This is a genomic window from Massilia orientalis, from assembly GCF_030411975.2.
Classification (GTDB): Bacteria; Pseudomonadota; Gammaproteobacteria; order Burkholderiales; family Burkholderiaceae_D; genus Telluria; species Telluria orientalis.
On the sequence record NZ_JASNRB020000005.1, the window covers coordinates 194,720 to 215,387 of the forward strand.

The following is a 20,668-nucleotide window of genomic DNA, read 5'->3' on the forward strand; positions in this document are numbered from 1 at the left end:
CACCTTGATCAACCCAGCCGGCCGGCGGGAAAGGCCGGCGGCGCGGCGAGCATGCGGCGCCAGTCGAGCCGCAATTGCACGAGGCAGACGGCCAGCGAGATTTCGATCAGCCACGGCCACGCCGTCGTGCCGGTCAGCTTGCCGAGGGCCACGGCCGCGAGCGCCTGCACGAGCGCATACGCGCCGGCGCGCAGGCCCAGCGCCAGGTTCCAGCCGCCGCGGACGCTCGCGTAATCGCCCAGCAGCCCCATCATCGCCACCTGGCCGGCCAGGCTGCACAGGCCGAGCTGGCGCAGCAGCCCATCCGGTCCCGTGCCCAGGACGAACGACGCGCCCGTCAAGGCTGCCGTCAACAACACCCACACCGAGAGCGCCTGACGCAGCAGCCGCGTGGCGAGGCGGCGGTTCAGCAGCGCGGCGTTGCCGGCCAGCGGCGTCAGGCGCAGCAACGCCTGCTCGCCCTGCGTGCGGCGCAGCTGCTGGCCATACTGGGCCGTGCTGAATGCGACGACGAGCGCCATCATGCCCGGCCCCGCGTCCAGTAACACGCCGGCGAACGATTGCGCCGCCGCGCCGCGCGGCACGGCCAGCACGATGTGCACGATGACGCTGACGACCACGACCACGACGATGGCGCCGCCCCAGGAAGTCCAGTGCGCCATCGGTCCCAGCGCATGCATCAGCATCGTGCCCGGATCGGCGCGCCGGCGCTCGCAACGCAGCGCGACGCGGTACAACGACAAGTTGCCTTGCCACACCATACCGTCGGGCATGGGCTGTTGTTGTTCCTTGCGGAAGGCGAAGTGGTTCAGGCGCCTGATCTGGTCGCCGCGCCGCGCCAGGAAGGCGTCGCCGCCGGCCGGATACATCCAGCGCAGGCCCCACACCGCGGCGGGCAGGACCAGGATGCTCATGACCCAGAAGGCGGCATTGCCCGTCATCCGTTCGACCCACGCGGGCGGCAGCATGAAGTGCACCAGCCACGGTCCGTTGCCGCCCAACACGAGCAGGACCACGACGTACTTGTTCCCCGCCATCATCAACGCCATGCACAGCGTGCCGAGCGCGACGATCGGCAGCACGGCCCAGTTGCCGAGGCCGTACGCGATGCCGAGCGTGGCGATGCACAAGTACGCGGCCGTCATCTGCACGAGGCGGCGGCGCTGGCGCGGCAGCAGCCATGCGTTCATTGGCGAATTCAGGCGGATGGAACCGGGCACGAAGAGGAAAGTCCAGATGAACGCCAGCGCCATGAAGACGACGGCGATGGCAAAGCGCAGCGCCTGCAAGGGAGACAGGTTGCCCAGCACGGCCACGATGATGCCGCATGAGGCGATAGCGCCGGCCACCAGGTAAACGCCGCGCAGCGAGCCCGGTTCGCGCTGCGCCGCGGCCGCGCGCCAGATCGTCCGAAAATCCTGCAGCGCGGCGTTCATTGCGTCACCTCGATGAACAGGTCTTCCAGCGTCAACGGTTCCACGCGCACGCCCGGCTCGCGTGCGAGGCGCGCGACGTCGTCGCCCGGCGCCTGCACGATCACGCTCGTCATGGCCCCCTCCTGGCGCCGCCGCACCTCGCCCGCCAGCGGCGCGCCGGGCAGCGTGGCGGCGGGCACGACGACGCGGCGCGCGCCTTCCAGCAGCGCGTCCGTCTGGCCCTGCAGCGCGATGCGGCCATCTTTCAAGAACGCGAGGTCGAACGCGACGCGCTCCAGGTCGGACAGGATGTGCGTGGAGAACACGACGGTCGTCCCACGCTCGATCACCTGGTCGACGAGCTCGCGCAGGAAGGCGCGCCGGCCGACCGGATCGAGCGCGGACACGGGTTCGTCGAGGATCAGCAGTTCCGGCTCGTGCGCCAGCGCGCGGATGATGGCCAGTTTCTGCTGCTCGCCGCCGGACAGGCGCTTGATCGGCTTGTTGCGCAGCTCGGGGCCGAAGTCCCAGCGCGACAGCAGGCCGTCGACCTTGCCGGTGTTCCAGCGCGGGTACATCGCGCGGAAGTAGTCGAACATCTGCACGGGCGTCAGCCAGTCGAACAAATCGGTGCGCTGCGGGACATAGCCGATGCGGCCCCGCGCGTCGTCCGACAGCCCGGCCACGTCTTCGCCGAACAGCGTCACCGAGCCGCCGTCGGCCTCGCGCAACCCGAGCATGCATTCGAGCAGCGTGGACTTGCCGGCGCCATTGCGGCCCAGCAGGCCGACGACCTGGCCGGGCGCGATTTGCCAGCCGAGATCGGCAAGCACCCGCTGGCTGCCGAAGTACTTGCTGACCGAGGACATGCGAACGATGGCGGCACTCATTTTGTTTCCTTCAGAATGGTTGCGAACAGGGACAGGACGGTTTCTGGATCGAGCTCGAGCTGGCGCGCCTCGACGGCGGCGCGCTCGAGCGTGGGACGGAGCAGGCCGGCGCGGTCGGCCGGCTGCGTGGATGCGGACTCGGCGACCACCATGCCGAGGCCGCGCCGGCGCGCCAGCACGCCTTCCATCTCCAGCAGGCTGTAGGCCTTGGAGACGGTCATGGGATTGAGCGCCAGCGCCTGCGCGATCTCGCGCACGGACGGCATCTCGTCGCCGGGGCGGAGCTGGCCGCTCGCGGACAGGCGGCGCACCTGCTCGACGAGCTGGCGGTAGATCGGTTCGGACGAGCCGGTCGCGATCGAAAACAGGCTGGCAGTGTGTGCGGGCATGATGTCTACTGTATTAATTGAGTAATACAGTACGCCGACGGTGTATCGTCGTCAAGCGATATTTACAAAAAAAGACGGCTCCGCGAGGGAGCCGTTAAAGGGCGTGGGCGCCAAGCCGCCCACGTTGGATCTGCGGACGGAGACTGGTCCGCAGGGACGACAAAAAACGTTACATCAGAGGTGCGGGACGATCAGCGGCATGAGGTCGTCGAAGGTACGGCCGGTGCCGTTCTCGCCGATCGCATGCATCTTCCACTCGCCGTTATGGCGGTACAGCTTGGCCATGATCTGGGCCGTGTGCGAGCCCTGCACCGACAGGTCGTAGCGCGCGATTTCCTTGCCGTTGCTGGTATCGAACAGGCGGCAGAACGCGTTCTGGACCGTCGAAAAATTCTGGCCCGTGAAGCTGTTGACGGTGAAGACGAGCGACCTCACGCTCTCCGGCACCGTGCGCAGGTCGACGACGATCTGTTCGTCGTCGCCGTCGCCGGCACCCGTGCGGTTGTCGCCGGTGTGCGTGATGCTGCCGTCGCGGCTTTTCAGCTGGCGGAACCAGACCACGTCGACCGGGCGGTTCGATTCGTCGAACATCACGACGGAGGCGTCCAGGTCGACCGCCTGGCTCTTCGCGCCGAAGCCGAAGAAACCGCCGGACTTCGCGACGTCCCAGCCGAGGCCCATCGTCACGCGGGACAGGGCGCCGCCGGCTTCCTTCTCCAGCGAGATCTTCTGGCCCTTCTGCAGATTGACTGCCATTTGAATTACTCCTTTGCTTGTCAGCGTCCGGGCGCCTGCACCCACGCCTTGAACGTGGCGCGGTTGCGCGAACAGACATAAATCTTGCCGCGACCGGAGAAGCGCAGGACGAGGCCCTCGCCGCTGGTCTGGCTGTTGATCAGGTTACCCAGGAAGCCGCCGCTGGTGCCGGTCGTGATCGAGACCTCGTAGTGCAGGGTGCTGTCCCAGGCGACGACGTGCGAGTTATCGATGATCGCGTCCTTGCCCGGTTCCACATCGAGCACGTTCATCGAGCCGAAGCCGGAGACGACGACCTGTCCGCTGCCCGAGGTCTCGGTCACGAAAAAGCCGCCGCTCTGGGCGAACAGCGCGTTGCCGAGACTCTGGGTACGCACGCGCAGGTCGACGCCGGAGCTGGCCGCGACGAATGCGCCGTCGCTGATGATGAACTGGTTCGGGCCGCAGTCGACCACCTGCATGGCGCCCGGCAGCGTGGGAGACAGCAGGCAGTCGCCGTCGCCGCGGGTCGCTTCGATGTGCTGCTGGAAGAACGACTCGCCGTTGGCGAAGGTGCGCATCAGCGCGCTGCCCAGGCCCCCCTTCATCTTGCCCTTGAGGTCGAGCGTCGATTCCATCATGACCATCGCATCCGATTCGCAGTAGATGGTCTCTCCGCGCTTCAGCGACACATGCAGGAAGGGATCGACGTCCCCGGTCACGGTAAACACTGGCATTTGGCTTCCTCTGGTGGGGCCTCGCGCAACCTGCTGCGCGTTGCATTGGCGGTCTGCGATGCTCGCTGTACTCATGTACAGCTGCGCTTCTCGACCACCACTGCTGCCGCTCGCGACGGTTGCACGAGGCCCTTTAGCACCACCCCATTCCTGGAATGGTTGGGTTAATAAATTAGACGCTCACGCCATAGTTCTTGGCGAGGGGGCCGAGGCCGCCGTTGAAACCCTGGCCCACTGCGCGGAACTTCCAGTCCGCGCCGTTACGATACACCTCGCCGAAGATCATGGCCGATTCGGTCGAACCGTCTTCGGACAGGTCGTAGCGGGCGATCTCGCTGTCGTTGGCCGCGTTGATGCAGCGGATGAACGCCTTGCCGACCATGCCGAAATTCTGGCGGCGCGTATCGCCCTCGTGGATCGTCACGGCCAGCACGATGCGCTCGACGTCGGCAGGGACCTTCGTCAGGTCGATGCTGAGGGTCTCGTCATCGCCCTCGCCGGCGCCGGTGCGGTTGTCGCCCGAGTGCGTCACCGAGCCGTCGGACGACTTGGCGTTGTTGTAGAAGATGAAGTCGGCATCCGAGCGGACCTTGCCCGACTGGTTCAGCAGGAACGCGACGCCGTCCAGGTCGAACGCGGCGCCATCGGTGGCGCGCACGTCCCAGCCGAGGCCCAGTTTCAGGCTGGACAGGCCCGGTGCTTCCTTCGACAGGTTGACGTTACCGCCTTTTTGCAAGCTGATTGCCATGATGATTCTCCTTCAGGTTGATAAGTACTGCCTTTTTCACGCTTCATTCGACGTGGGCGAACTCTTTGCTGCCCACACCCAACGCTTCCTGCTTCTTGCGATACCGGATCGACGACCATACCGAGGCACCGATGAAGGCGACACCCGCCAGGCCCGTGACCAGTTCCGGCACGTGGAACTTCATACTCGCCAGCATGATCAGGGCCAGGATGCCGATCGCATAGTGAGCGCCGTGCTCCAGGTACACGAACTGGTCGAGCGTGCCCTTTTCCACCAGGTACACCGTCAGCGAACGCACGAACATCGCACCGATCGCCAGGCCCAGCATGATGATCACGACGTCGTTGGTGATGGCGAACGCGCCGATCACGCCGTCGAAGCTGAACGATGCATCCAGCACTTCCAGGTACAGGAAGCCGCCGATACCGCCTCGCTTGACCATCTCGCCGACGTCGCCGCCGCCCTCTTCCGACTTCTCGAGCAGGTTCGACAGCACGTCCACGCCGACGTAGATCAGGATGCCCCACAGGCCCGAGATCAGCACGACCATCTTCTGGGCTTCCGGCACCAGCGACAGGCTGGCCATCAGCGCACCGATCGAGATCATCACGGCGATCGACGACACCTTGCCGAGCGAGCCGAGCTTGGCTTCGAAGTGGCCGAGCCAGTGGTGTTCCTTCTCTTCATCGAACAGGAAGTTCAGGAAGACCAGCAGCAGGAACATGCCGCCGAATGCCGCCACTTCCGCGTGGTGGTTCGTCAGGTGCATCGAGTACTGCTTCGGATCCTGCAAGGCCATGTTCCACACGTCCATCAGGCCCAGGTCGGCCGCCACCGCGACGATCACGAGCGGGAACAGCAGGCGCATGCCGAACACGGCGATGATGATGCCGACGCCCAGGAACAGCTTTTTCCAGAACGCGTCCCACGTTTTCAGTACGGAGGCGTTGACCACCGCGTTGTCGAACGACAGCGAGACTTCCATGACCGCGAGAATCGCGGCGATACCCATCGCCGTCAGCGCACCGGCCACGCCGGCATGCTCGTAGCCCCACCAGGCCGAGCCCAGCAGGCACAGCGCCGTGACGATGAATGACACCCTAAAATGCTTCATTCTTATGTCCCTTCTTGGGATATGTGTTGTTGACAAGGCGCAGTGTAGAGGCGATGATCCAATCAAAAAAGCGAAGATAACAAGAGAATCACTTCGAAAAAACCTGCGTTATTCACGTGATAATGAAATCCGACATCAATTTCCGCCACCTGTACTACTTCTGGGTCGTGGCCAACGAAGGCGGCATCACGCGTGCCGCCGAACGACTCGGCCTCGCCGTGCAGACGGTCAGTTCGCAATTGACGCTGCTGGAGCAAGCGCTGGGCAAGACGCTGTTCGCGCAGCAGGGCCGGCGGCTCGTGCTGACGGAAGCGGGCCGGCTGGCGCTGGGCTATGCCGACCAGATCTTCTTGCTGGGCGAGCAGATGCAGGAAGCGCTGAACGAGTTCGACAGCGGCCGCACGCGCCTCACGGTGGGCATCTCGGACTCGCTGCCGAAGCTGTCGGCCTACCGCATGCTGGAAGCCGTCACGCGCATGGACCGCCCCGTACGCATCGTCTGCTACGAAGACCAGTTCGAGGCGCTGCTGGCCGATCTCGCGCTGCACAAGCTGGACGTCGTGCTGACCGACCGCGAAGTGCGCGCCGGCGCGACCCTGAAAGTGTTCAGCCACCAGCTGTTCGACAGCGAGATGGTGGTCGTGGGCACGCCCGTGCTCGCCCAGCGCTACGGCGGCGCGGACGATGCGTTTCCACAGAATCTGAACGGCGCGCCGTTCCTGCTGCCGGCGCGCAATAATGCCCTGCGGGGCAAGATCGACGAGTGGTTCGTGCAGCACCACGTGCGGCCGGACGTGGTCGGGGAGTTCGAAGACAACGCGCTGCTCAACACATTCGGCCGGCGCGGCCTGGGCCTGTTCTTCGCGCCGGCCGCGCTGGCGGACGACGTCGCCGAGCAGTTCGGCGCCGTGCGGGTCGGGCTTGTTCCGACGGTGCGCGAACAGTTCTACATGATCTCGAGCGACCGCAAGATCATGCACCCGGCGGTCGAGGCCATCCTGGCGGGATCGCGAAAAGCGACGCCCCCGGCGGCCTGACCGTTACAATGCAGCTCGGCTTTTGCCTTTCGAGTAAACATACCTTCTATGCAAAACGTATTGCTCGTCGTTCTCGCGCTGCTGCTGGTGGCGCTGAACGGCTTCTTCGTGGCGGCCGAATTCGGCATCGTCACCCTGCGCAAGACCCGTGTGCGCGCCATCGCCAAGACCGGCGGCCTGCGCGGACGTATTCTCTACAAAGTCCACAGCCAGCTCGACGCTTATCTGTCCGCCTGCCAGCTGGGCATCACGCTCGCGTCGCTGGGCCTGGGCTGGGTTGGCGAACCCGCGTTCGCGAACCTGCTGGAACCCGTGTTCTCGCTGGTCGGCGTCACGAGCCCGCAGATCATCCACGGCGTGTCGTTCGTCGTGGCGTTCAGCGTGATCTCGTTCCTGCACATCGTCGTGGGCGAGCTGGCGCCGAAGTCGCTGGCGATCCGCGTGCCGGAAGCGGTGGGCCTGTGGAGCGCCATGCCGCTGTACGGCTTCTACTGGGCGATGTACCCGGCCATCTGGCTCCTCAACGCGAGCGCCAACCTCGTGCTGCGCGTGGCGGGCCTCTCGGGCGTGGGCGGTCACGAGACGCATTACTCGAACGACGAACTCAAGCTGATCCTGCGCACGAACACGGGCACGCCGGGCGAGCGCTTCACGCACGACGAGCGCCACATCCTCGCGCAGTCGCTGGAGTTCGCCCAGCACACGGTGGCGGACCTCATGCGTCCGATTAACGAGGTGAGCGCGCTGTACGCGAGCCGCTCGCTCGAGCAGAACCTCGACACGATGCGCCGCAACCGCTTTTCGCGCTACCCGTATTTCGACGAGGACGGCGAGGAAGTGCTGGGCGTGATCCACCTGAAGGACCTGTTCTTCGCCGAGCAGTCGGGCAAGGACGTCGACGACCTGACGGATTACCTGCGTCCCGTCGAACTGATCTCGGCGCGCACGCCGGCAATCGAGCTGTTCCGCCGGTTCCGCGGCGGCGCCCCGCACTTCGCGCTGATCGGAGAGAAAGGCAAGCGTCCGGTCGGCTTCATCACGCTGGACAACCTGCTGGGCGCCATCGTCGGCGAGATCCGCGACGAGTTCCGCCTCAACGAAAACGACTGGCTGCCGCAGGGCGACGGCACCTACATCGGCAAGGCGAGCCTGCCGATCGTCTCGCTCGAACGCGTGCTCGGCATCGACATCAACAACGAAGAGATGGGGCTCGATGAAGTCGAATCCGTCGGCGGGCTGTTGATGGCCAAGCTGGGGGATATTCCCAAGCAGGGGCAGCGGATCGAGTTTCCCAGGTTCGACGTCGTGGTCAAGAAGACCAACGGGCCGCGCATCCTGCTGGTGAAAGTGATTCCGCAGCTGGAGCGCGGGGCGGACGAGGATGATCTGGACTGACGGTGTTCGATACAATCATGTTCATGCGGGATCGACATAGCGCGCGGCTTCCGCCGGGAAGGCAAACGCATACAGCCACCAGCATTCGGCGACGATGACCAGGGTAGCGCCGGCCGCGAGTGCGGCGTCCGTCGCGTTACCCGCCTTCATGCCATCGATGAGGAAGCACAGGGCGGCGAGGTTGATGAGGATCAGCAGCGCGATATAGGCCCCACCGATCCAGCGAACGACCGCCATGCGACGGCGCGCAGTCACCATGATCGTCAGTGACCACATGGACAACGCGAAGAATACCGAGAAGACGACTTCACCCATTGTCCCGTCGCCTCTGGGCGTTTCTCGTTGAGCGTACGCTGCCAGGCGTAGGCCGCCAACAAGCAAAGACGGCACGGCAAACGTCGTGATGAGCTGCACGATCTTCCAAGCGACGGGCTTGCGGTCAACGGCACGATCAGTTGCGTTGCCCAATTCAAACCCCACCCGCCTGCCGCGCCTCTTCCCGATACCGCCCCGGCGACTTGCCCACGAGCCGCCGGAAATCCGACGTGAAGTGCGCCTGGTCGAAATACCCGAGCCCCTGCGCCAGCGCGGCCAGGTCGACGTCGCCTCCCTGCGCCAGGCGATCCGCCGCCTCGTGCAGGCGAAACCGCCGGATCACCCATTTCGGGCTCACGCCCACGTACTCGCTGAACAGCTGCTGCAGGCTGCGCACGCCCATCTGCGCGACCGCCGCCAGTTCCTCCACCTGCGTCAGCCCGGGCGTCGATTCCACCGCACGCAGGATGGCCGCGATCCGGTCGACCTGCGGATCGGGCGCCGGCAGCACGGTTCGCAGCAGCGCCCCCGCCGCCTCGATCATCGCGGCGTCGTCCAGCGTATCCAGCACCGCATCCTGCACGGCCGCCGCGTCCCACGGGAACACGTCGCCCAGCGCCAGCACCTTGTCCGTGATCGTGTGCAGCGGCCGGCCCAGCAGACCGCGGAAAGCGCCCGCCCGGAAGCGCAGGCCGCACACCTTGCCCGCGTCCTGCAATGTGTAATCGAACGAGCCCGTCGTCAGGCCCCAGATGCCCGTACGGGCGCGGTCGAACACGATGTGCACGCACGGGTAAGGCAAGGTGCGCTGCGTGTGTGCCGGGCGGCCCTGCAAGTCCCACTCGACGATCCAGTAGTGGTCGAGGAACGGCGCCAGGTCCGGCGGCGGCAGGTAGCGGCCGAGCCGGAACATCTTGCCGGCGAGGGCCGGCCCGACGACGCCCTTGGCGCGGTCGGTGACGGTGGGGAGATGGCTCATCGGGGCATTCTAGCATTCGCGTTTTTCCAAGACCGCGGCGGCAGGCAAGCCTAATCTGTCGGCTCACCGCCATCCCGAGGACCCCATGAACCCGACCCTGTTCCACGCTCCGAATTCGCGCTCCGGCGCCGCCCGCATCCTGCTCGAAGAACTCGGCGCCCCCTACGACCTGCACGTGCTGAACCTCAAGAAGAACGAGCAGCGCGCGCCGGAGTACCTGGCCATCAACCCGATGGGCAAGGTCCCCGCCATCCGCCACGGCGATGCCCTCGTCACGGAGCAGCCGGCCGTCTTCATCTACCTGGCCGACCTGTTCCCGCAAGCGGGTCTCGCGCCCGCGCTGGGCGATCCGCTGCGCGGTCCTTACCTGCGCTGGCTCGCGTTCTACGGTTCGTCGTTCGAGCCGGCGATCACCGACCTCGCGATGAAACGCGAGCCCACGCCGCCGATGATGTGCCCGTACGGCGACTTCGACACGATGCTGGCCACGCTGACTGCCCAGCTGCGCGCCGGTCCGTACCTGCTGGGCGAACGCTTCTCCGCCGCCGACGTCCTGTGGGGCATCTCGCTCGGCTGGGCCACGATGTTCAAGCTGGTGCCGGAACTGCCCGAGATCATGGCCTACATCGACCGCGTCAGTTCGCGTCCGGCCGCGCGCCGGGCCGCGGAAGCGGATGCGCTGCTGGCCGCCGCGCAGGGTTGATCAGTCCCGTCGCCAGCGCCGTCCCCAGTACGATCAGGACGCTGCCGGCCGCCATCGCGGTCGTAAAAGTCTCGCCGAGGAACAGCACGCCCCACAGCACGCCGAACGCGGGTACGAGGAACGGCACGGCCATCGTCCGCGCCGCACCCACGCGGGCGATCAGGCGGAAGAACAGCACGTACGCGAGCGCCGTGCAGAGCGCGCCCAGGCACAGCAGCGCGCCCCACGCACGGGGCGACGGCAGCGTGGCCGGATGCAGGGCCAGTGCTGCCGGTGCCAGCATGAGCGCGGCGGCCAGCTGGCTGCCGGCGGCGAGGGCCAGCGGCGGCACGGTCGCGAGATAGTGCTTGCTGAAGTGGGCGGAAAACGCGTACAGCATCGTGGCCGCGACGCATGCCAGCACGGCCCATCCGGTTGCGATTGCACCTGCGCCGGGCGTGAAGCCGGTGTTGTCCGCGGCGAGCCACACCACGCCGCAAAAGCCGAGCGCCAGCCCGGCGGCACGCGTGCGGCCGATGGCCTCGCCCAGCCACACGCGCCCGATGACGGCCGCGTACAGCGGCGTGGCCGCGTTGAAGATCGCGGACAGGCTCGCGTTGATGCCCAGCGCCGCCAGCGCGAACAGCACGAACGGCAGCGCGGAATTCGTCAGGCCCACCAGCAACACCGGTTTCCAGTGCCGGCGCAACGCACGCCGGTCGCCGCCGAGCAGCGGCAACAGCAACACGGCGGCGATGGCGGCGCGGGCACCGGCCAAGGTCATCGCGCCGAACTCGCCGGCGCACACGCGCATGAACAGATACGATGCGCCCCACAGCGCGGCCAGCGCCGTCAGGCAGGCGAGATCGCTCTTCTTCATCATTGCCCCCTCACCGCGCGCAGCGCCGCATCGAGGCCGCGTTCTTCCGGTCCCAGCACGCGCGCCACGCGGCCCTCCGCATCGACCAGCACGACGCTCGGGATCGCGCGGATGCCGAAGGCGGCGAAAGCGGCGCCGTCGCGGTCGAGCGCCACCCGCGGCGTGCCGGGATGGGCCTTGGCGTAGGCCGCCAGTTCGGCGGTCGACGTCCACAGCGGCGCGGCGACGGCAAGCCAGTCCACGCCGCCCCGTTTCATCAGGCGCGTCGCGTCCTCGCGCACGCGCCGGCAGGCCCGTGCGGTGGCGGGACGGGTCTCGCGCAGATACGTTTCGCACCACGGCGAAAAGAACACGAGCCCGCGCGGCTTGCCGGCCGCGCCGGCCGGGAGATCGAGGCCCGCCACCTTGTCGCCGACCCGGAACACGCGCGCCGCCTGCGCTTGCGGTGCCAGCGCGACCGGTCGCGCCGGCGCCGCCGCGACCCGGCCTCGCGCGGCCCGGCCTTGCGCGGCCCGCTCCAGCGCCGCATGCAGGGCCGCATCGTCGAGATAGCCTACGTAGGCGATGCGGCCGTCGGCGCCGATCAGCACGTGCTGCGGGGTCACGCGCAGGTTCAGGCGGCGCCCCAGGCTGCCGTCGTCGAGCGCGACCGGCATCGTGAGGCCGTGGCGGGCGCGGTAGGCGCGCACGTCGGCCTCGGTGTCGCTGAAACCCGCATTGACGGCGATGACGTCGATGCGCTTGCCGTACTGCCGGTGGATGCGTTCGAAGCCCGGCATCTGCTGCAGGCACGGCGCGCACCACGTGGCCCAGAACTTCAGGTAGACGGGCCGCCTGCCGTAGCGGGTGGCGAGGTCGATGGTGCCGCCGTCGAGCGTGCGCAGGACGGCGGCCGGCGCCGGCTGGCCGATCAGCGGCTGGCCGGCGTGCGCGGCGCGGGCGGCGCCGTCGTCCGCGGCCCCGCAGGTCGCGCAGGCGAACAGCGCGGTGGCCAGGGCGGAGATGAAGTGGATGAGGGTCATGGGATCCTTCATGGTGACGGTGGATGAGGCTTTCATCGTAGTGACCACTTGGATCAGGGCAAAGACGCAAGAATTGCCTGAATCCCTGTACCATTTACTGCATGGACCTTTCGATAAACATCGACCGCTTCGCGCGCACGCCCGTCGCCGGCCAGATCGCCGCCGCGATCGGTGCCGCCATCCACGACGGCCGCCTCTCTCCCGGCGCCCGGCTGCCGTCCTGGCACGACCTGGCCGTGCAGCTGGGCGTCGCGCGCGGCACCGTGCGCGCCGCCTACGACAGCCTGCGCGACCAGCAGCTCATCGTCACCGCCGGCGCGGCCGGGACGCGCGTCGCGCGGCAGGCGGTGCGTGCGGGGACGGCGCCGGAACGCCCGGCCGCCCCACCGCCGCGCCTCGCCGCACCGGTCCCGTTCCAGGTCGGCGTGCCGGGCCAGGACGTGTTCCCGTTCAAGACGTGGTCCCGCATCATGGGCCGTGCCGCGCGCGCCGCGGCCGCGCAGCCGCTGGGGTATCCCGATCCGCGCGGCGAACCGGTGCTGCGCGCCGCCATCGCGGCCTACCTCGGCATCGCGCGCGGTATCGCGTGTCACCCGTCGCAGGTGTTCGTCGCGAACGGCCATGCCGCCGCGCTCGGCCTCGCCCTGCGCGCGCTGCGCCTGGAAGGACGCAGCGCGTGGGTCGAGGATCCCGGCTATGCGTCGGCGCGCGCCGTGCTCGCGCAATACGGCGTGACGCCCGTCCCGGTGCCCGTGGATGCCGAAGGCCTCGACGTGGCGGCGGGCATCGCATCCGCTCCGAAGGCGGCGCTGGCGGTCGTCACGCCGGGGCAGCAGGCACCGCTGGGCATGACGTTGTCGCTGGCGCGCCGGCATGCGCTGCTCGACTGGGCGGCCGCGCGCAACGCGTGGATCGTCGAGGACGACTACCTGGGCGAGCTGCAGCTGCAAGCCCGCGCCACGCCGGCGCTGGCGGCGCGCGACCATGCCGGCCGCGTGCTGCACATCGGGACCTTCAGCAAGACGATCGCCCCGGCGTTGCGCGTCGCCTTCCTCGTCGTGCCGCCCGCGCTGGCGCCCGCCGTCGCCGACGTGGCCGACGTCGCCGCGGCGGCGCCGGCACCCGCGATCCAGTTCGCCATCGAGGAATTCCTGCGCGACGGCCACTACCTGCGCCACCTGCGCCGCATGAAGCGCGTGTACGCCGAGCGCCGCGCCGCGCTGTGCGCCTGCCTGCGCGATCTCGGCCTGGCGCATGCCGAGGCCGGCCTGTCCGTGCTCCTGCCGCTGGCGGATGGCGTCGACGATGCCGCGCTGGCTGCGCACGCACGCACGGTGGGTCTCGCGCCATCCGCCCTGTCGTGGTGGCGCGCACAAAAAGACGACGCGCCCGGCGGCCTGCTGCTGGGCGTGACGAACGTGCCGCCCGGGCGCGCGCAGGCCGCGTGCGCGGCGCTGGCCGCGCTGCTGCGCTGAGCCGCTACCGGTTCGCCGCACGGCGCACACGGTCCGGCGCAGCGTGCTGGCCCGCACGCGCGAACGCTTCTATCGTGGTGTCTTTCCATATCGGGAGGCGCCATGCGCACCTTGTTTTCTCTCTTCCTCGCCCTCTGCCTCGCCGGTCCGGCGCACGCGGCCAATGCCGAAGACGCGGCCATCCGCCAGCTCGTGCAGCAATTCCAGACCGCCATCGTCGCGCGCGACGGCAAGACGCTCGGCTCGCTGTTCGTGCAGGAAGGCGGCAGCTGGTGGTCCGTGCTGGACGAACCGACGTATGCGGCGGCAAAGGCGCGCAATCCGGCCGCGCAGCGCCTGGAGCCGTCGACATGGCAGGCGTTCGCCGAATTCGTCGCGCACAGCGCCAGGCCGATCGAGGAACGCTTCTACGACCTGCGCGTCCGCACGAACGGCACCGTCGCCTCCGTGTGGTTCGATTTCGACTTCCTCGCCGACGGCAAGGTGACGAACCGCGGCAGCGAAACGTGGCAGCTCGTGCGCACCGACGATGGCTGGAAAATTGTCGCGATGCTGTATTCCGTCCACCAGTGACGCGGGCTAGAATGGCCGATCCGTCCATACGCCACGCCGCCGTGAAAGAAGACACGCCCCTGCTCGTCCCCGTCCTCGCCGCCCTGCCGGTGTTCACCTGCATGGTGATCCTCGGCCTGCCTGCGCTGGGCCACGGTTACGCGCCCATGTTTCGCACGCTGTTCTTCGTCGCTTGCGCCGTCTGGACCGTGCCGCTGGTCCTGCTGCAGCGCGCGTTGTGGCGCCAGGGCCGCGCGTGGTGGGCGATGACGCTGATCCTGCTCGCGGCGTCGTATGCGATGGCGGTCGCGAACTCGCTGCTGGGCCAGTGGCTGTCGATCGCGCTCGGGCTGGAGACGGGCTACCACTGGGACGACCTCCTGCGCGGCCTGGACGGCTGCTGGCTCGCGCTGGTCGCGTTCTGCGCGATGCATGCGGTGACCGTGTACTACCTGTCGCTGCAGCGCACCCGGCTACGCCTCGCGCAGGCGCTCGCGGACGCGCGCGACGCCGAACTGCGCGCGCTGCGCCTGCAGGTCAATCCGCACTTCCTGTTCAACACGCTGAACGCGGTGTCGGCCCTCGTCGCGGCCGGCGCCAACCGCGACGCGAACCGCATGCTCGCCCGCGTGTCCGATTTTCTCCGTGCCACGCTGGCGCACGACGGCCGCCACGAGCACACGCTGGCCGAGGAACTGGCGCTGACGGAAGCCTATCTCGACATCGAGAAGGCGCGCCTCGGCGAACGCCTGCAACTGGCGATGCATGCGGGGCCCGACCTGCTCGATGCCGCCGTGCCCTACCTGATGCTGCAGCCGCTCGTCGAGAACGCGGTCCGCCACGGCATCGCGCCCATGGCCGGGGTGTCCTCCGCTGCGGGGCGCATCGACATCCGCGTCGCGCGTGTGGACGACCGCCTGCGCGTGGACGTGCGCAACGACGGCACGCAGCCGACGCAAGCCGGCGGCGGCATCGGCCTGGCCAACGTTGCGAACCGCCTGCGCCATTTGTACGGCGACGCCCAGCGCGTGGACGCGGGCTGGCGCGACGACGGCCGCTTCCACGTGTCGCTGACGTTGCCCCTCAGGGTGAACACTGAGGTGGCGGCATGATGCGCGTCGCGATCGTCGACGACGAACCGCTGGCCCGGCTCGCCGTGAAGGCGCGGCTGGCGCGCCACGCGGACCTGGAACTGGTGGCGGAATACGGCGACGGCGACACGGCCGCCGCCGGCCTCGCGGCGATCCGGCCCGATCTCGTGTTCGTCGACGTCGAGATGCCCGGCAAGAACGGCCTCGACATGCTGGCCGCCCTGCCCCGCGCCACGCGTCCGCTGGCGATCCTGCTCACGGCCCACGACACCTTCGCCGTGCGCGCCTTCGACCTGGCCGCCCTCGACTATCTGTTGAAACCCGTCGACGACGACCGCCTGGACGACGCACTGGACCGCGCCCGCACGGCCATGACGCACCTGCGCCCAGTCACGCCGCCGGCATGGACGCGCACCTTCACCGTGCGCGTGGGCACCCGCACGGTGCTCGTCGAGGCGGCCGACGTCGAGCGCATCGAGGCCGACGGCGACTACGCCACGCTGCACGCCGGCGGCAAGACCTACCTGGTGCGCGAACCGCTGCAGGAACTGGCCCGGCGCCTCGATCCGGCCCGGTTCCAGCGCGTGCACCGGTCCAGCATCGTGCGCCTGGACGTGGTCGCCGAATTGCGCGCGCTGACGAACCGCGACGCCATGCTGCGCCTGCGCGACGGCACCTTGCTGCGCGCGAGCCGTACCTACATGCCGGCGCTGACGCAGGCGCTGGCCTTCCATACACACCCATGACCCAATCTGCTTCCACTTACCGCCTGCGCGGCCTCGACCTGCTGCGCGCCGCCGCCATCCTGCTCGTCCTGACGAGCCACTACACGGGTTTCGTCAGCCACGCACCCACGTTCGGGGTCGTCGGCAAGGTCGGCTGGGCCGGCGTCGACCTGTTCTTCGTATTGAGCGGCTACCTGATAGGCAACCAGCTGCTCGCCCCCGCCGCGCGCGGAGAATCCCTGTCGCTGAAGACCTTCTTCGTGAGGCGCCTCCTGCGGACGCTGCCCAATTACTACGTCGTACTGGTGGTGTACTGGTTGTTCCCCGGCGCGCCGCTCGGCGGTTCGGGCATGGCGGCGCCGTGGCGCTTCCTGACGTTCACGCAGAACTTCGGGCTCGCCTACGGCCAGACGTTTACACACTCCTGGTCGCTGTGCATCGAGGAGCAGTTTTATCTGCTGCTGCCCCTCGTCGTGCTGGCCCTCGCGCGCATCGGCTTTCCCGTGCGGCTCGCGTGGGGCCTGCTGGCGGGCGGCATCTGCGCGGGCATGGCCACGCGCGCCGCGGCGTATGCGCTGCACGGGCACGATGCGTTCATGGCCGAGGTTTATTATTCGAGCTTCTGCCGCGCCGACGAACTGCTGCCCGGCGTCGCCATCGCCCTGCTGCGCAACGTCCATCCGCACGCATTCACTCGCCTGCTGCGCCATGCGAACGCGCTGTGCGCGGCGGGCCTCGCGCTGAGCGTCGGCATCCTGACCTGCATCCACCTCGACTGGCCAACGACAGCCGTCACGTCGACGTTCGGCTTCTCGCTGCTGGCACTCGGCTTCGGGCTGCTGACGTGCGCCGCGCTGTCCCCCGCCTGCATCCTGAACCGCATCGACATCCCCGGCGCGTCGCAGCTCGCGCTGTGGTCGTACGCCGTCTACCTCGTGCACAAGCCCGTGTTCATGGCGCTGCGGCCGCACGTCGAGCGCCTGCACATCGATGCGGGCGCACCGCTCACCGTCGTCGCCGTCATGGGCGCGGGCATCGCCGGCGGCTGGGTGCTGTACCGCTGCGTGGAGACGCCGTTCATGCGCCTGCGCGCACGCCTGACGACCGCTCATACCGCTGAACACGCGTTCCATCGCACGGCAGATGATCGCGCACCTTCCTCGCACTGTTCCTGTTCGGGCTCTACGTGAGCGTGAACCGCGGCGCGTGGCGGACGTCGTGGCCTTCCGCGGCAATGCCACGATGGCGCCGTGCTCGGCGGGCATCTGTGGAACCGGCACGCCGTGCCGGCCCGACGATTCAATGCCGGACCGGCCTCACGCCGCCGAGCCAGGCGCCTTGCGGCGGCGCGCGCGGCCCAGGATCAGGGCGAACGCACCCAGGCCGAGCACCAGCGGGCTGGCCGGCTCGGGCACCGTGCCGCCGGGGGGAACGGAAGCGGCGGTGGTGAAGTCGTCCATGACGAACCAGCCGGTATCGCGCGTGATGGTCAGCGACGACACGTTGTCGAATGCCGCGGCCGCCCACGTGTAGCTGCTGCCGATCGCGACCGGACCGGTCGTGCCGATGAGGTTATTGGCGGCGTCATAGGCGGCGATGGCGATCCACGACGCCTTGTCCGCAGCACCGTCCGGCGCCGCGAACCACGCGCCGGCAAAACTGAACGGCGTGGCGCTGCCGATGGTGGCGCCATCGGAGCCGAAGCCGTTCACGGCGAAATGCGTGCCGCCGTGGGCGCCGTTGCCGTAGCCGTCGATGCCGGTGTCGCCGGCAAACCAGTCGTCGCTGAAGGTCAGGCCGGCGTACGGATTGATGTCGCCCAGGCCGGCGAAGTCACCGTCCGTGGCCACGTCCTCGAAGCCGAGGATACCGGCGTTGGCGGCGCCGGCCAGCATCAGGCTGGCGCTGGCAATCAATGCGAACAGAGTCTTTTTCATGGTGGGTATCTTTGCTGTGTCAGGGTTCGTTATTTGCAGATGTCGCCGGTCACTTTCGGGATCGTCGCGTTCAGCGCATCCTGGCCCGCGATGACGAAGCCGAGCGAGGCCGTGCCGCCTGGCGCGATGTCCTTGTTCCAGCCGCCGCCGTCCGACGCGGTGAATGTCGGCGCGCTGCCCGTCACGACCCCGTTCCACGCGCTGCCCGACACGAACGTGCCGTCGCTGTAGGTCCAGGACACTTCCCAGCCATGCAGCGTCTCCGTACCCTGGTTGGTGATCGAGACAGTGGCGATGCCGCCGCCCGACCAGGTGCTGGAGAGTTCGTACGTGCACACGGCGGTGGGCGCCGGCTTGACGGGAACTTGCGGCACCACTTGCACGTCGCCGCTCGCGTCGATCTTGCCGTAGGCGATGCCGCGGCCGTTGGTGCTCATGTATACCAGGCCATACGTGTTCATGTCGCCGGTGACCCAGCGTCCCAGCGTGCCGCCGTATTGATGGGCGTCGTCGTTGACGCGGTCCCAGTGGGCGCCCATGTCGATCGAGCGCAACAGGCCTCGCGACGTGCCCACCATACCCCACATGTAGAGCGTCGGATAGCTGGCGCCAGGTGCTTCCTTGCCCAGGCCCATGGTGCCGCAGGAGCCGATCCCGCCGACGCTGGTGAACGTGGCGCCCGAATCGGTCGAATGGGAGATGCCCTTCGAACCTACGCAGGCCCACACGTCGCCCTCGATGCCGGGCGTGGCGCGCACGAGGCTGTTGCCGCCGGCCGGCAGGGTGGCCGTGGCGTTGAACGACACGCCGCCGTCGGTGCTGACCAGCATCTTGCCCATGCCGATGTCGTAGACGTAGAACTTGGCCGGGTTGACCCGGTCGGCGACCGGATAGGCGTCCTTCACGGACAGGCCTGCCACCGGCGCCCAGTTGGCGCCGAAGTCGGTCGAGCGATACGTGGTGGTCGAGCCGTCCGGGCTGTGCAGCAGCACGGCGCCATCGGCCGACAGCGCCAGGTTCCCAAACTTGCCGTTCATGGTCGGCGCCTTTTGCCAGCTTGCGCCCGTATTGGTCGAGATGTACATGGCGTTCGAGCCGACCCGCGCCATGACGTGCGTCGCCTTCGGCGCCACGGCCAGGCCGGTCGTCGTGCCGACGCCTGGGGAATGGCGCAGGGCGTACTGGGACGGATCGGGCTGGGTGAAGCCGTCGTAGTCGCCGATGACCGACACGAACGGGCCGCCCGGGATGGCCTCGGCGGCGAACGAACCGGTCTCTTCCATGCCTTTCACGTCGAACTTCCAGACGCTCGTCGTTGCGTCGAGATCGGTGGTCCTGAACACGCCGTTACCCGAGATCACCCACGCGGTCTTCGAATCGAACGGGTCGAACTCGACGTCGCCGGCCCAGTGGATCGAGGATTCCTTGACCCAGTCGATACCGTTCGGGTCGATCTCCATGCCGCGTTGCATCAGGTCGACCCAGGAGCGGCCGGCGTCGTAGGAGGTGAAGATGTGGTCGCCGTACCCGTCCGGGTTCCTGTGCTGCAGCCAGTACATGTTGGTGGTCGACGCGATCAGGTGCTTCGGATTGCCCGGGTCGACGCTGATGCCGGCGAACGCATTGGTCATGCCTGCCGGCGTGATGTTGGTCCAGGCGCCGCCGACCATGTTGTATTCCCAGACCTGGCCCGTGGTCATCGGTTCGCTGTCGCTCTGGCCGTGCGGTCCGGCGCCGTTGGCATAGGTCAGGTACAGGCGGCCCTTGTTCGTCAATGCCGCGCGCTGCGGCATCAGGTTCGCCGGCGCACCCGCGACCGGGGCGAAGGTGATGCCGCCGTCCTTGCTCATGTACAGGTTCGGTCCGACCGAGCCGTAACGCGATACGCCGACGACAATGCGCTTGGCCGTCCCGCCGCTGACGCTGGTCGGATCGAGCAGCACGAAGCTGATGCCGTTGCCGTTGGGCGTCGAGGCCACGTTCAGCCCGTTCACATGAGTCCAGGTCGCGCCTGAATCGACGCTCTTGAACAGGCCGTTGTCGCGCGTACCGACGAACAGGACGTTGCTCGAGCCCGGGTCGACCTGCAGTCGTTCGCCGTTCGAGCGGCCCATGCCATTGCCGTGGGCCTTGAACTGGGCCGTCACGTCGACCAGGTCGAAATGCTGGCCGTAGTCGGTGGAGCGCATGATCACGGTCTTGCCGTTGCTGAAGTAGCTGGTGCCGGCCAGCATATAGACGGTGCCCGGGTTGCGCGGGTCGACCGCGATCGACTCGACGCCCATCAGGCCGGTATCGCTTTCGCTGATCCAGTCCGTCAGCGCGACCCAGCGTTCGTTATGGGCATCCCAACGGTAGGAACCGCCCACGTCGGTGCGGGCGTAGATCACGCCGCGCTCCAGTTTGCTGGGAACGACACCGCTGACAAAACCGCCGCTGCCCATGGCGACGTTATCCCAGCGGTATGTCTCAGCGTTCGCGCCCAGCGAGAACAGCAGACCCAGCGTCAGGGCCAGCGTGCTTTTCAGTTGCATCATCGTCTCCGTTTTG

The 20,668-nt window shown here is 68.0% G+C and carries 21 protein-coding genes; 8 read left to right on the top strand and 13 right to left on the bottom strand.

What is annotated here, in order from left to right:
• Nucleotides 1-8 precede the first annotated feature (8 nt).
• From QPK29_RS09365 to QPK29_RS09395, 7 genes are all read right to left on the bottom strand, one after another.
• A complete protein-coding gene (locus QPK29_RS09365) occupies nt 9-1,436 on the bottom strand; it encodes a hypothetical protein (protein ID WP_371768719.1) in 1,428 nt (475 codons plus the stop codon).
• The gene (locus QPK29_RS09370; RefSeq protein ID WP_371768720.1) at nt 1,433-2,305 is read right to left on the bottom strand and encodes an ABC transporter ATP-binding protein; all 873 of its coding nucleotides are present in this window, start codon (nt 2,303-2,305) and stop codon (nt 1,433-1,435) included. Before QPK29_RS09370 ends, QPK29_RS09365 begins: the two co-directional genes overlap by 4 nt.
• Entirely contained in the window at nt 2,302-2,694 is a 393-nt protein-coding gene (locus tag QPK29_RS09375) for a GntR family transcriptional regulator (RefSeq protein WP_371768721.1), read from the bottom strand. The genes QPK29_RS09370 and QPK29_RS09375 overlap by 4 nt, the downstream gene beginning before the upstream one ends.
• 174 nt (nt 2,695-2,868) lie before the next feature.
• Entirely contained in the window at nt 2,869-3,450 is a 582-nt protein-coding gene (locus QPK29_RS09380) for a TerD family protein (RefSeq protein WP_056122682.1), read from the bottom strand.
• Nucleotides 3,451-3,470: 20 nt separating this feature from the next.
• A complete protein-coding gene (locus QPK29_RS09385) occupies nt 3,471-4,166 on the bottom strand; it encodes a TIGR00266 family protein (RefSeq protein ID WP_056122679.1) in 696 nt (231 codons plus the stop codon).
• A 172-nt stretch (nt 4,167-4,338) separates the two neighbouring features.
• On the bottom strand, nt 4,339-4,914 hold the full coding sequence (locus QPK29_RS09390) for a TerD family protein (protein WP_056122676.1): 576 nt from the start codon (nt 4,912-4,914) through the stop codon (nt 4,339-4,341).
• 43 nt (nt 4,915-4,957) lie between these two features.
• A complete protein-coding gene (locus QPK29_RS09395; RefSeq protein ID WP_056122673.1) occupies nt 4,958-6,028 on the bottom strand; it encodes a DUF475 domain-containing protein in 1,071 nt (356 codons plus the stop codon).
• Between the two features lie 122 nt (nt 6,029-6,150).
• Between QPK29_RS09395 and QPK29_RS09400 the strand changes: the two genes are divergently transcribed.
• Together QPK29_RS09400 and QPK29_RS09405 are read left to right on the top strand one after the other, a co-directional pair.
• Nucleotides 6,151-7,065, top strand: a complete 915-nt coding sequence (locus QPK29_RS09400) for a LysR family transcriptional regulator (protein ID WP_056122671.1) — start codon at nt 6,151-6,153, stop codon at nt 7,063-7,065.
• Between the two features lie 48 nt (nt 7,066-7,113).
• The gene (locus QPK29_RS09405; RefSeq protein ID WP_056122668.1) at nt 7,114-8,460 is read left to right on the top strand and encodes a hemolysin family protein; all 1,347 of its coding nucleotides are present in this window, start codon (nt 7,114-7,116) and stop codon (nt 8,458-8,460) included.
• Between the two features lie 21 nt (nt 8,461-8,481).
• Here QPK29_RS09405 and QPK29_RS09410 read toward each other — a convergent pair whose 3' ends face one another.
• Both QPK29_RS09410 and QPK29_RS09415 read right to left on the bottom strand, forming a co-directional pair.
• Nucleotides 8,482-8,775, bottom strand: a complete 294-nt coding sequence (locus tag QPK29_RS09410) for a hypothetical protein (protein WP_056327996.1) — start codon at nt 8,773-8,775, stop codon at nt 8,482-8,484.
• A 154-nt stretch (nt 8,776-8,929) separates the two neighbouring features.
• Entirely contained in the window at nt 8,930-9,754 is an 825-nt protein-coding gene (locus tag QPK29_RS09415) for an AraC family transcriptional regulator (protein WP_056327999.1), read from the bottom strand.
• A gap of 85 nt (nt 9,755-9,839) precedes the next feature.
• Between QPK29_RS09415 and QPK29_RS09420 the strand changes: the two genes are divergently transcribed.
• Nucleotides 9,840-10,457 (top strand): glutathione S-transferase family protein, encoded by a 618-nt coding sequence (locus QPK29_RS09420; protein WP_160409649.1) that lies wholly within the window; start codon nt 9,840-9,842, stop codon nt 10,455-10,457.
• Here the strand turns inward: QPK29_RS09420 and QPK29_RS09425 are convergent.
• Together QPK29_RS09425 and QPK29_RS09430 are read right to left on the bottom strand one after the other, a co-directional pair.
• Nucleotides 10,390-11,316: a DMT family transporter gene (locus tag QPK29_RS09425; RefSeq protein ID WP_400189752.1), complete on the bottom strand. Its 927-nt coding sequence runs from the start codon at nt 11,314-11,316 to the stop codon at nt 10,390-10,392. The genes QPK29_RS09420 and QPK29_RS09425 overlap by 68 nt on opposite strands.
• Nucleotides 11,316-12,374, bottom strand: a complete 1,059-nt coding sequence (locus tag QPK29_RS09430; RefSeq protein ID WP_371768723.1) for a TlpA family protein disulfide reductase — start codon at nt 12,372-12,374, stop codon at nt 11,316-11,318. The genes QPK29_RS09425 and QPK29_RS09430 overlap by 1 nt, the downstream gene beginning before the upstream one ends.
• A 65-nt stretch (nt 12,375-12,439) precedes the next feature.
• Between QPK29_RS09430 and pdxR the strand changes: the two genes are divergently transcribed.
• The 5 genes from pdxR (at nt 12,440) to QPK29_RS09455 (ending at nt 17,371) form a co-directional block, all read left to right on the top strand.
• Nucleotides 12,440-13,813, top strand: a complete 1,374-nt coding sequence (gene pdxR, locus QPK29_RS09435; protein ID WP_371768724.1) for a MocR-like pyridoxine biosynthesis transcription factor PdxR — start codon at nt 12,440-12,442, stop codon at nt 13,811-13,813.
• 102 nt (nt 13,814-13,915) lie between these two features.
• Nucleotides 13,916-14,386, top strand: coding sequence for a nuclear transport factor 2 family protein (locus QPK29_RS09440; protein ID WP_371768725.1), 471 nt, complete (start codon nt 13,916-13,918; stop codon nt 14,384-14,386).
• A gap of 11 nt (nt 14,387-14,397) precedes the next feature.
• Nucleotides 14,398-15,477 (top strand): sensor histidine kinase, encoded by a 1,080-nt coding sequence (locus tag QPK29_RS09445; protein ID WP_371768726.1) that lies wholly within the window; start codon nt 14,398-14,400, stop codon nt 15,475-15,477.
• The gene (locus QPK29_RS09450) at nt 15,474-16,202 is read left to right on the top strand and encodes a LytR/AlgR family response regulator transcription factor (RefSeq protein WP_371768727.1); all 729 of its coding nucleotides are present in this window, start codon (nt 15,474-15,476) and stop codon (nt 16,200-16,202) included. Before QPK29_RS09445 ends, QPK29_RS09450 begins: the two co-directional genes overlap by 4 nt.
• Nucleotides 16,199-17,371 (top strand): acyltransferase family protein, encoded by a 1,173-nt coding sequence (locus QPK29_RS09455; RefSeq protein ID WP_371768728.1) that lies wholly within the window; start codon nt 16,199-16,201, stop codon nt 17,369-17,371. Before QPK29_RS09450 ends, QPK29_RS09455 begins: the two co-directional genes overlap by 4 nt.
• Nucleotides 17,372-17,497: 126 nt before the next feature.
• On the opposite strand, the gene QPK29_RS09460 is transcribed toward QPK29_RS09455, so the two are convergent.
• Nucleotides 17,498-18,118 carry a PEP-CTERM sorting domain-containing protein gene (locus QPK29_RS09460; protein ID WP_371768729.1) on the bottom strand — a complete coding sequence of 207 codons (621 nt, stop codon included), beginning with the start codon at nt 18,116-18,118 and terminating at the stop codon, nt 17,498-17,500.
• 29 nt (nt 18,119-18,147) lie between these two features.
• The gene (locus QPK29_RS09465; protein WP_400189753.1) at nt 18,148-20,652 is read right to left on the bottom strand and encodes a cellulose binding domain-containing protein; all 2,505 of its coding nucleotides are present in this window, start codon (nt 20,650-20,652) and stop codon (nt 18,148-18,150) included.
• Between the last annotated feature and the right edge of the window lie 16 nt (nt 20,653-20,668).

Bases quoted from the DNA above. Each gene is read 5' to 3' on its own strand.
- QPK29_RS09365 (WP_371768719.1), bottom strand. From the start codon at position 1,436: ATGAACGCCGCGCTGCAGGATTTTCGGACGATCTGGCGCGCGGCCGCG.
- QPK29_RS09370 (WP_371768720.1), bottom strand. From the start codon at position 2,305: ATGAGTGCCGCCATCGTTCGCATGTCCTCGGTCAGCAAGTACTTCGGC.
- QPK29_RS09375 (WP_371768721.1), bottom strand. From the start codon at position 2,694: ATGCCCGCACACACTGCCAGCCTGTTTTCGATCGCGACCGGCTCGTCC.
- QPK29_RS09380 (WP_056122682.1), bottom strand. From the start codon at position 3,450: ATGGCAGTCAATCTGCAGAAGGGCCAGAAGATCTCGCTGGAGAAGGAA.
- QPK29_RS09385 (WP_056122679.1), bottom strand. From the start codon at position 4,166: ATGCCAGTGTTTACCGTGACCGGGGACGTCGATCCCTTCCTGCATGTG.
- QPK29_RS09390 (WP_056122676.1), bottom strand. From the start codon at position 4,914: ATGGCAATCAGCTTGCAAAAAGGCGGTAACGTCAACCTGTCGAAGGAA.
- QPK29_RS09395 (WP_056122673.1), bottom strand. From the start codon at position 6,028: ATGAAGCATTTTAGGGTGTCATTCATCGTCACGGCGCTGTGCCTGCTG.
- QPK29_RS09400 (WP_056122671.1), top strand. From the start codon at position 6,151: ATGAAATCCGACATCAATTTCCGCCACCTGTACTACTTCTGGGTCGTG.
- QPK29_RS09405 (WP_056122668.1), top strand. From the start codon at position 7,114: ATGCAAAACGTATTGCTCGTCGTTCTCGCGCTGCTGCTGGTGGCGCTG.
- QPK29_RS09410 (WP_056327996.1), bottom strand. From the start codon at position 8,775: ATGGGTGAAGTCGTCTTCTCGGTATTCTTCGCGTTGTCCATGTGGTCA.
- QPK29_RS09415 (WP_056327999.1), bottom strand. From the start codon at position 9,754: ATGAGCCATCTCCCCACCGTCACCGACCGCGCCAAGGGCGTCGTCGGG.
- QPK29_RS09420 (WP_160409649.1), top strand. From the start codon at position 9,840: ATGAACCCGACCCTGTTCCACGCTCCGAATTCGCGCTCCGGCGCCGCC.
- QPK29_RS09425 (WP_400189752.1), bottom strand. From the start codon at position 11,316: ATGAAGAAGAGCGATCTCGCCTGCCTGACGGCGCTGGCCGCGCTGTGG.
- QPK29_RS09430 (WP_371768723.1), bottom strand. From the start codon at position 12,374: ATGAAAGCCTCATCCACCGTCACCATGAAGGATCCCATGACCCTCATC.
- pdxR (WP_371768724.1), top strand. From the start codon at position 12,440: ATGGACCTTTCGATAAACATCGACCGCTTCGCGCGCACGCCCGTCGCC.
- QPK29_RS09440 (WP_371768725.1), top strand. From the start codon at position 13,916: ATGCGCACCTTGTTTTCTCTCTTCCTCGCCCTCTGCCTCGCCGGTCCG.
- QPK29_RS09445 (WP_371768726.1), top strand. From the start codon at position 14,398: ATGGCCGATCCGTCCATACGCCACGCCGCCGTGAAAGAAGACACGCCC.
- QPK29_RS09450 (WP_371768727.1), top strand. From the start codon at position 15,474: ATGATGCGCGTCGCGATCGTCGACGACGAACCGCTGGCCCGGCTCGCC.
- QPK29_RS09455 (WP_371768728.1), top strand. From the start codon at position 16,199: ATGACCCAATCTGCTTCCACTTACCGCCTGCGCGGCCTCGACCTGCTG.
- QPK29_RS09460 (WP_371768729.1), bottom strand. From the start codon at position 18,118: ATGAAAAAGACTCTGTTCGCATTGATTGCCAGCGCCAGCCTGATGCTG.
- QPK29_RS09465 (WP_400189753.1), bottom strand. From the start codon at position 20,652: ATGCAACTGAAAAGCACGCTGGCCCTGACGCTGGGTCTGCTGTTCTCG.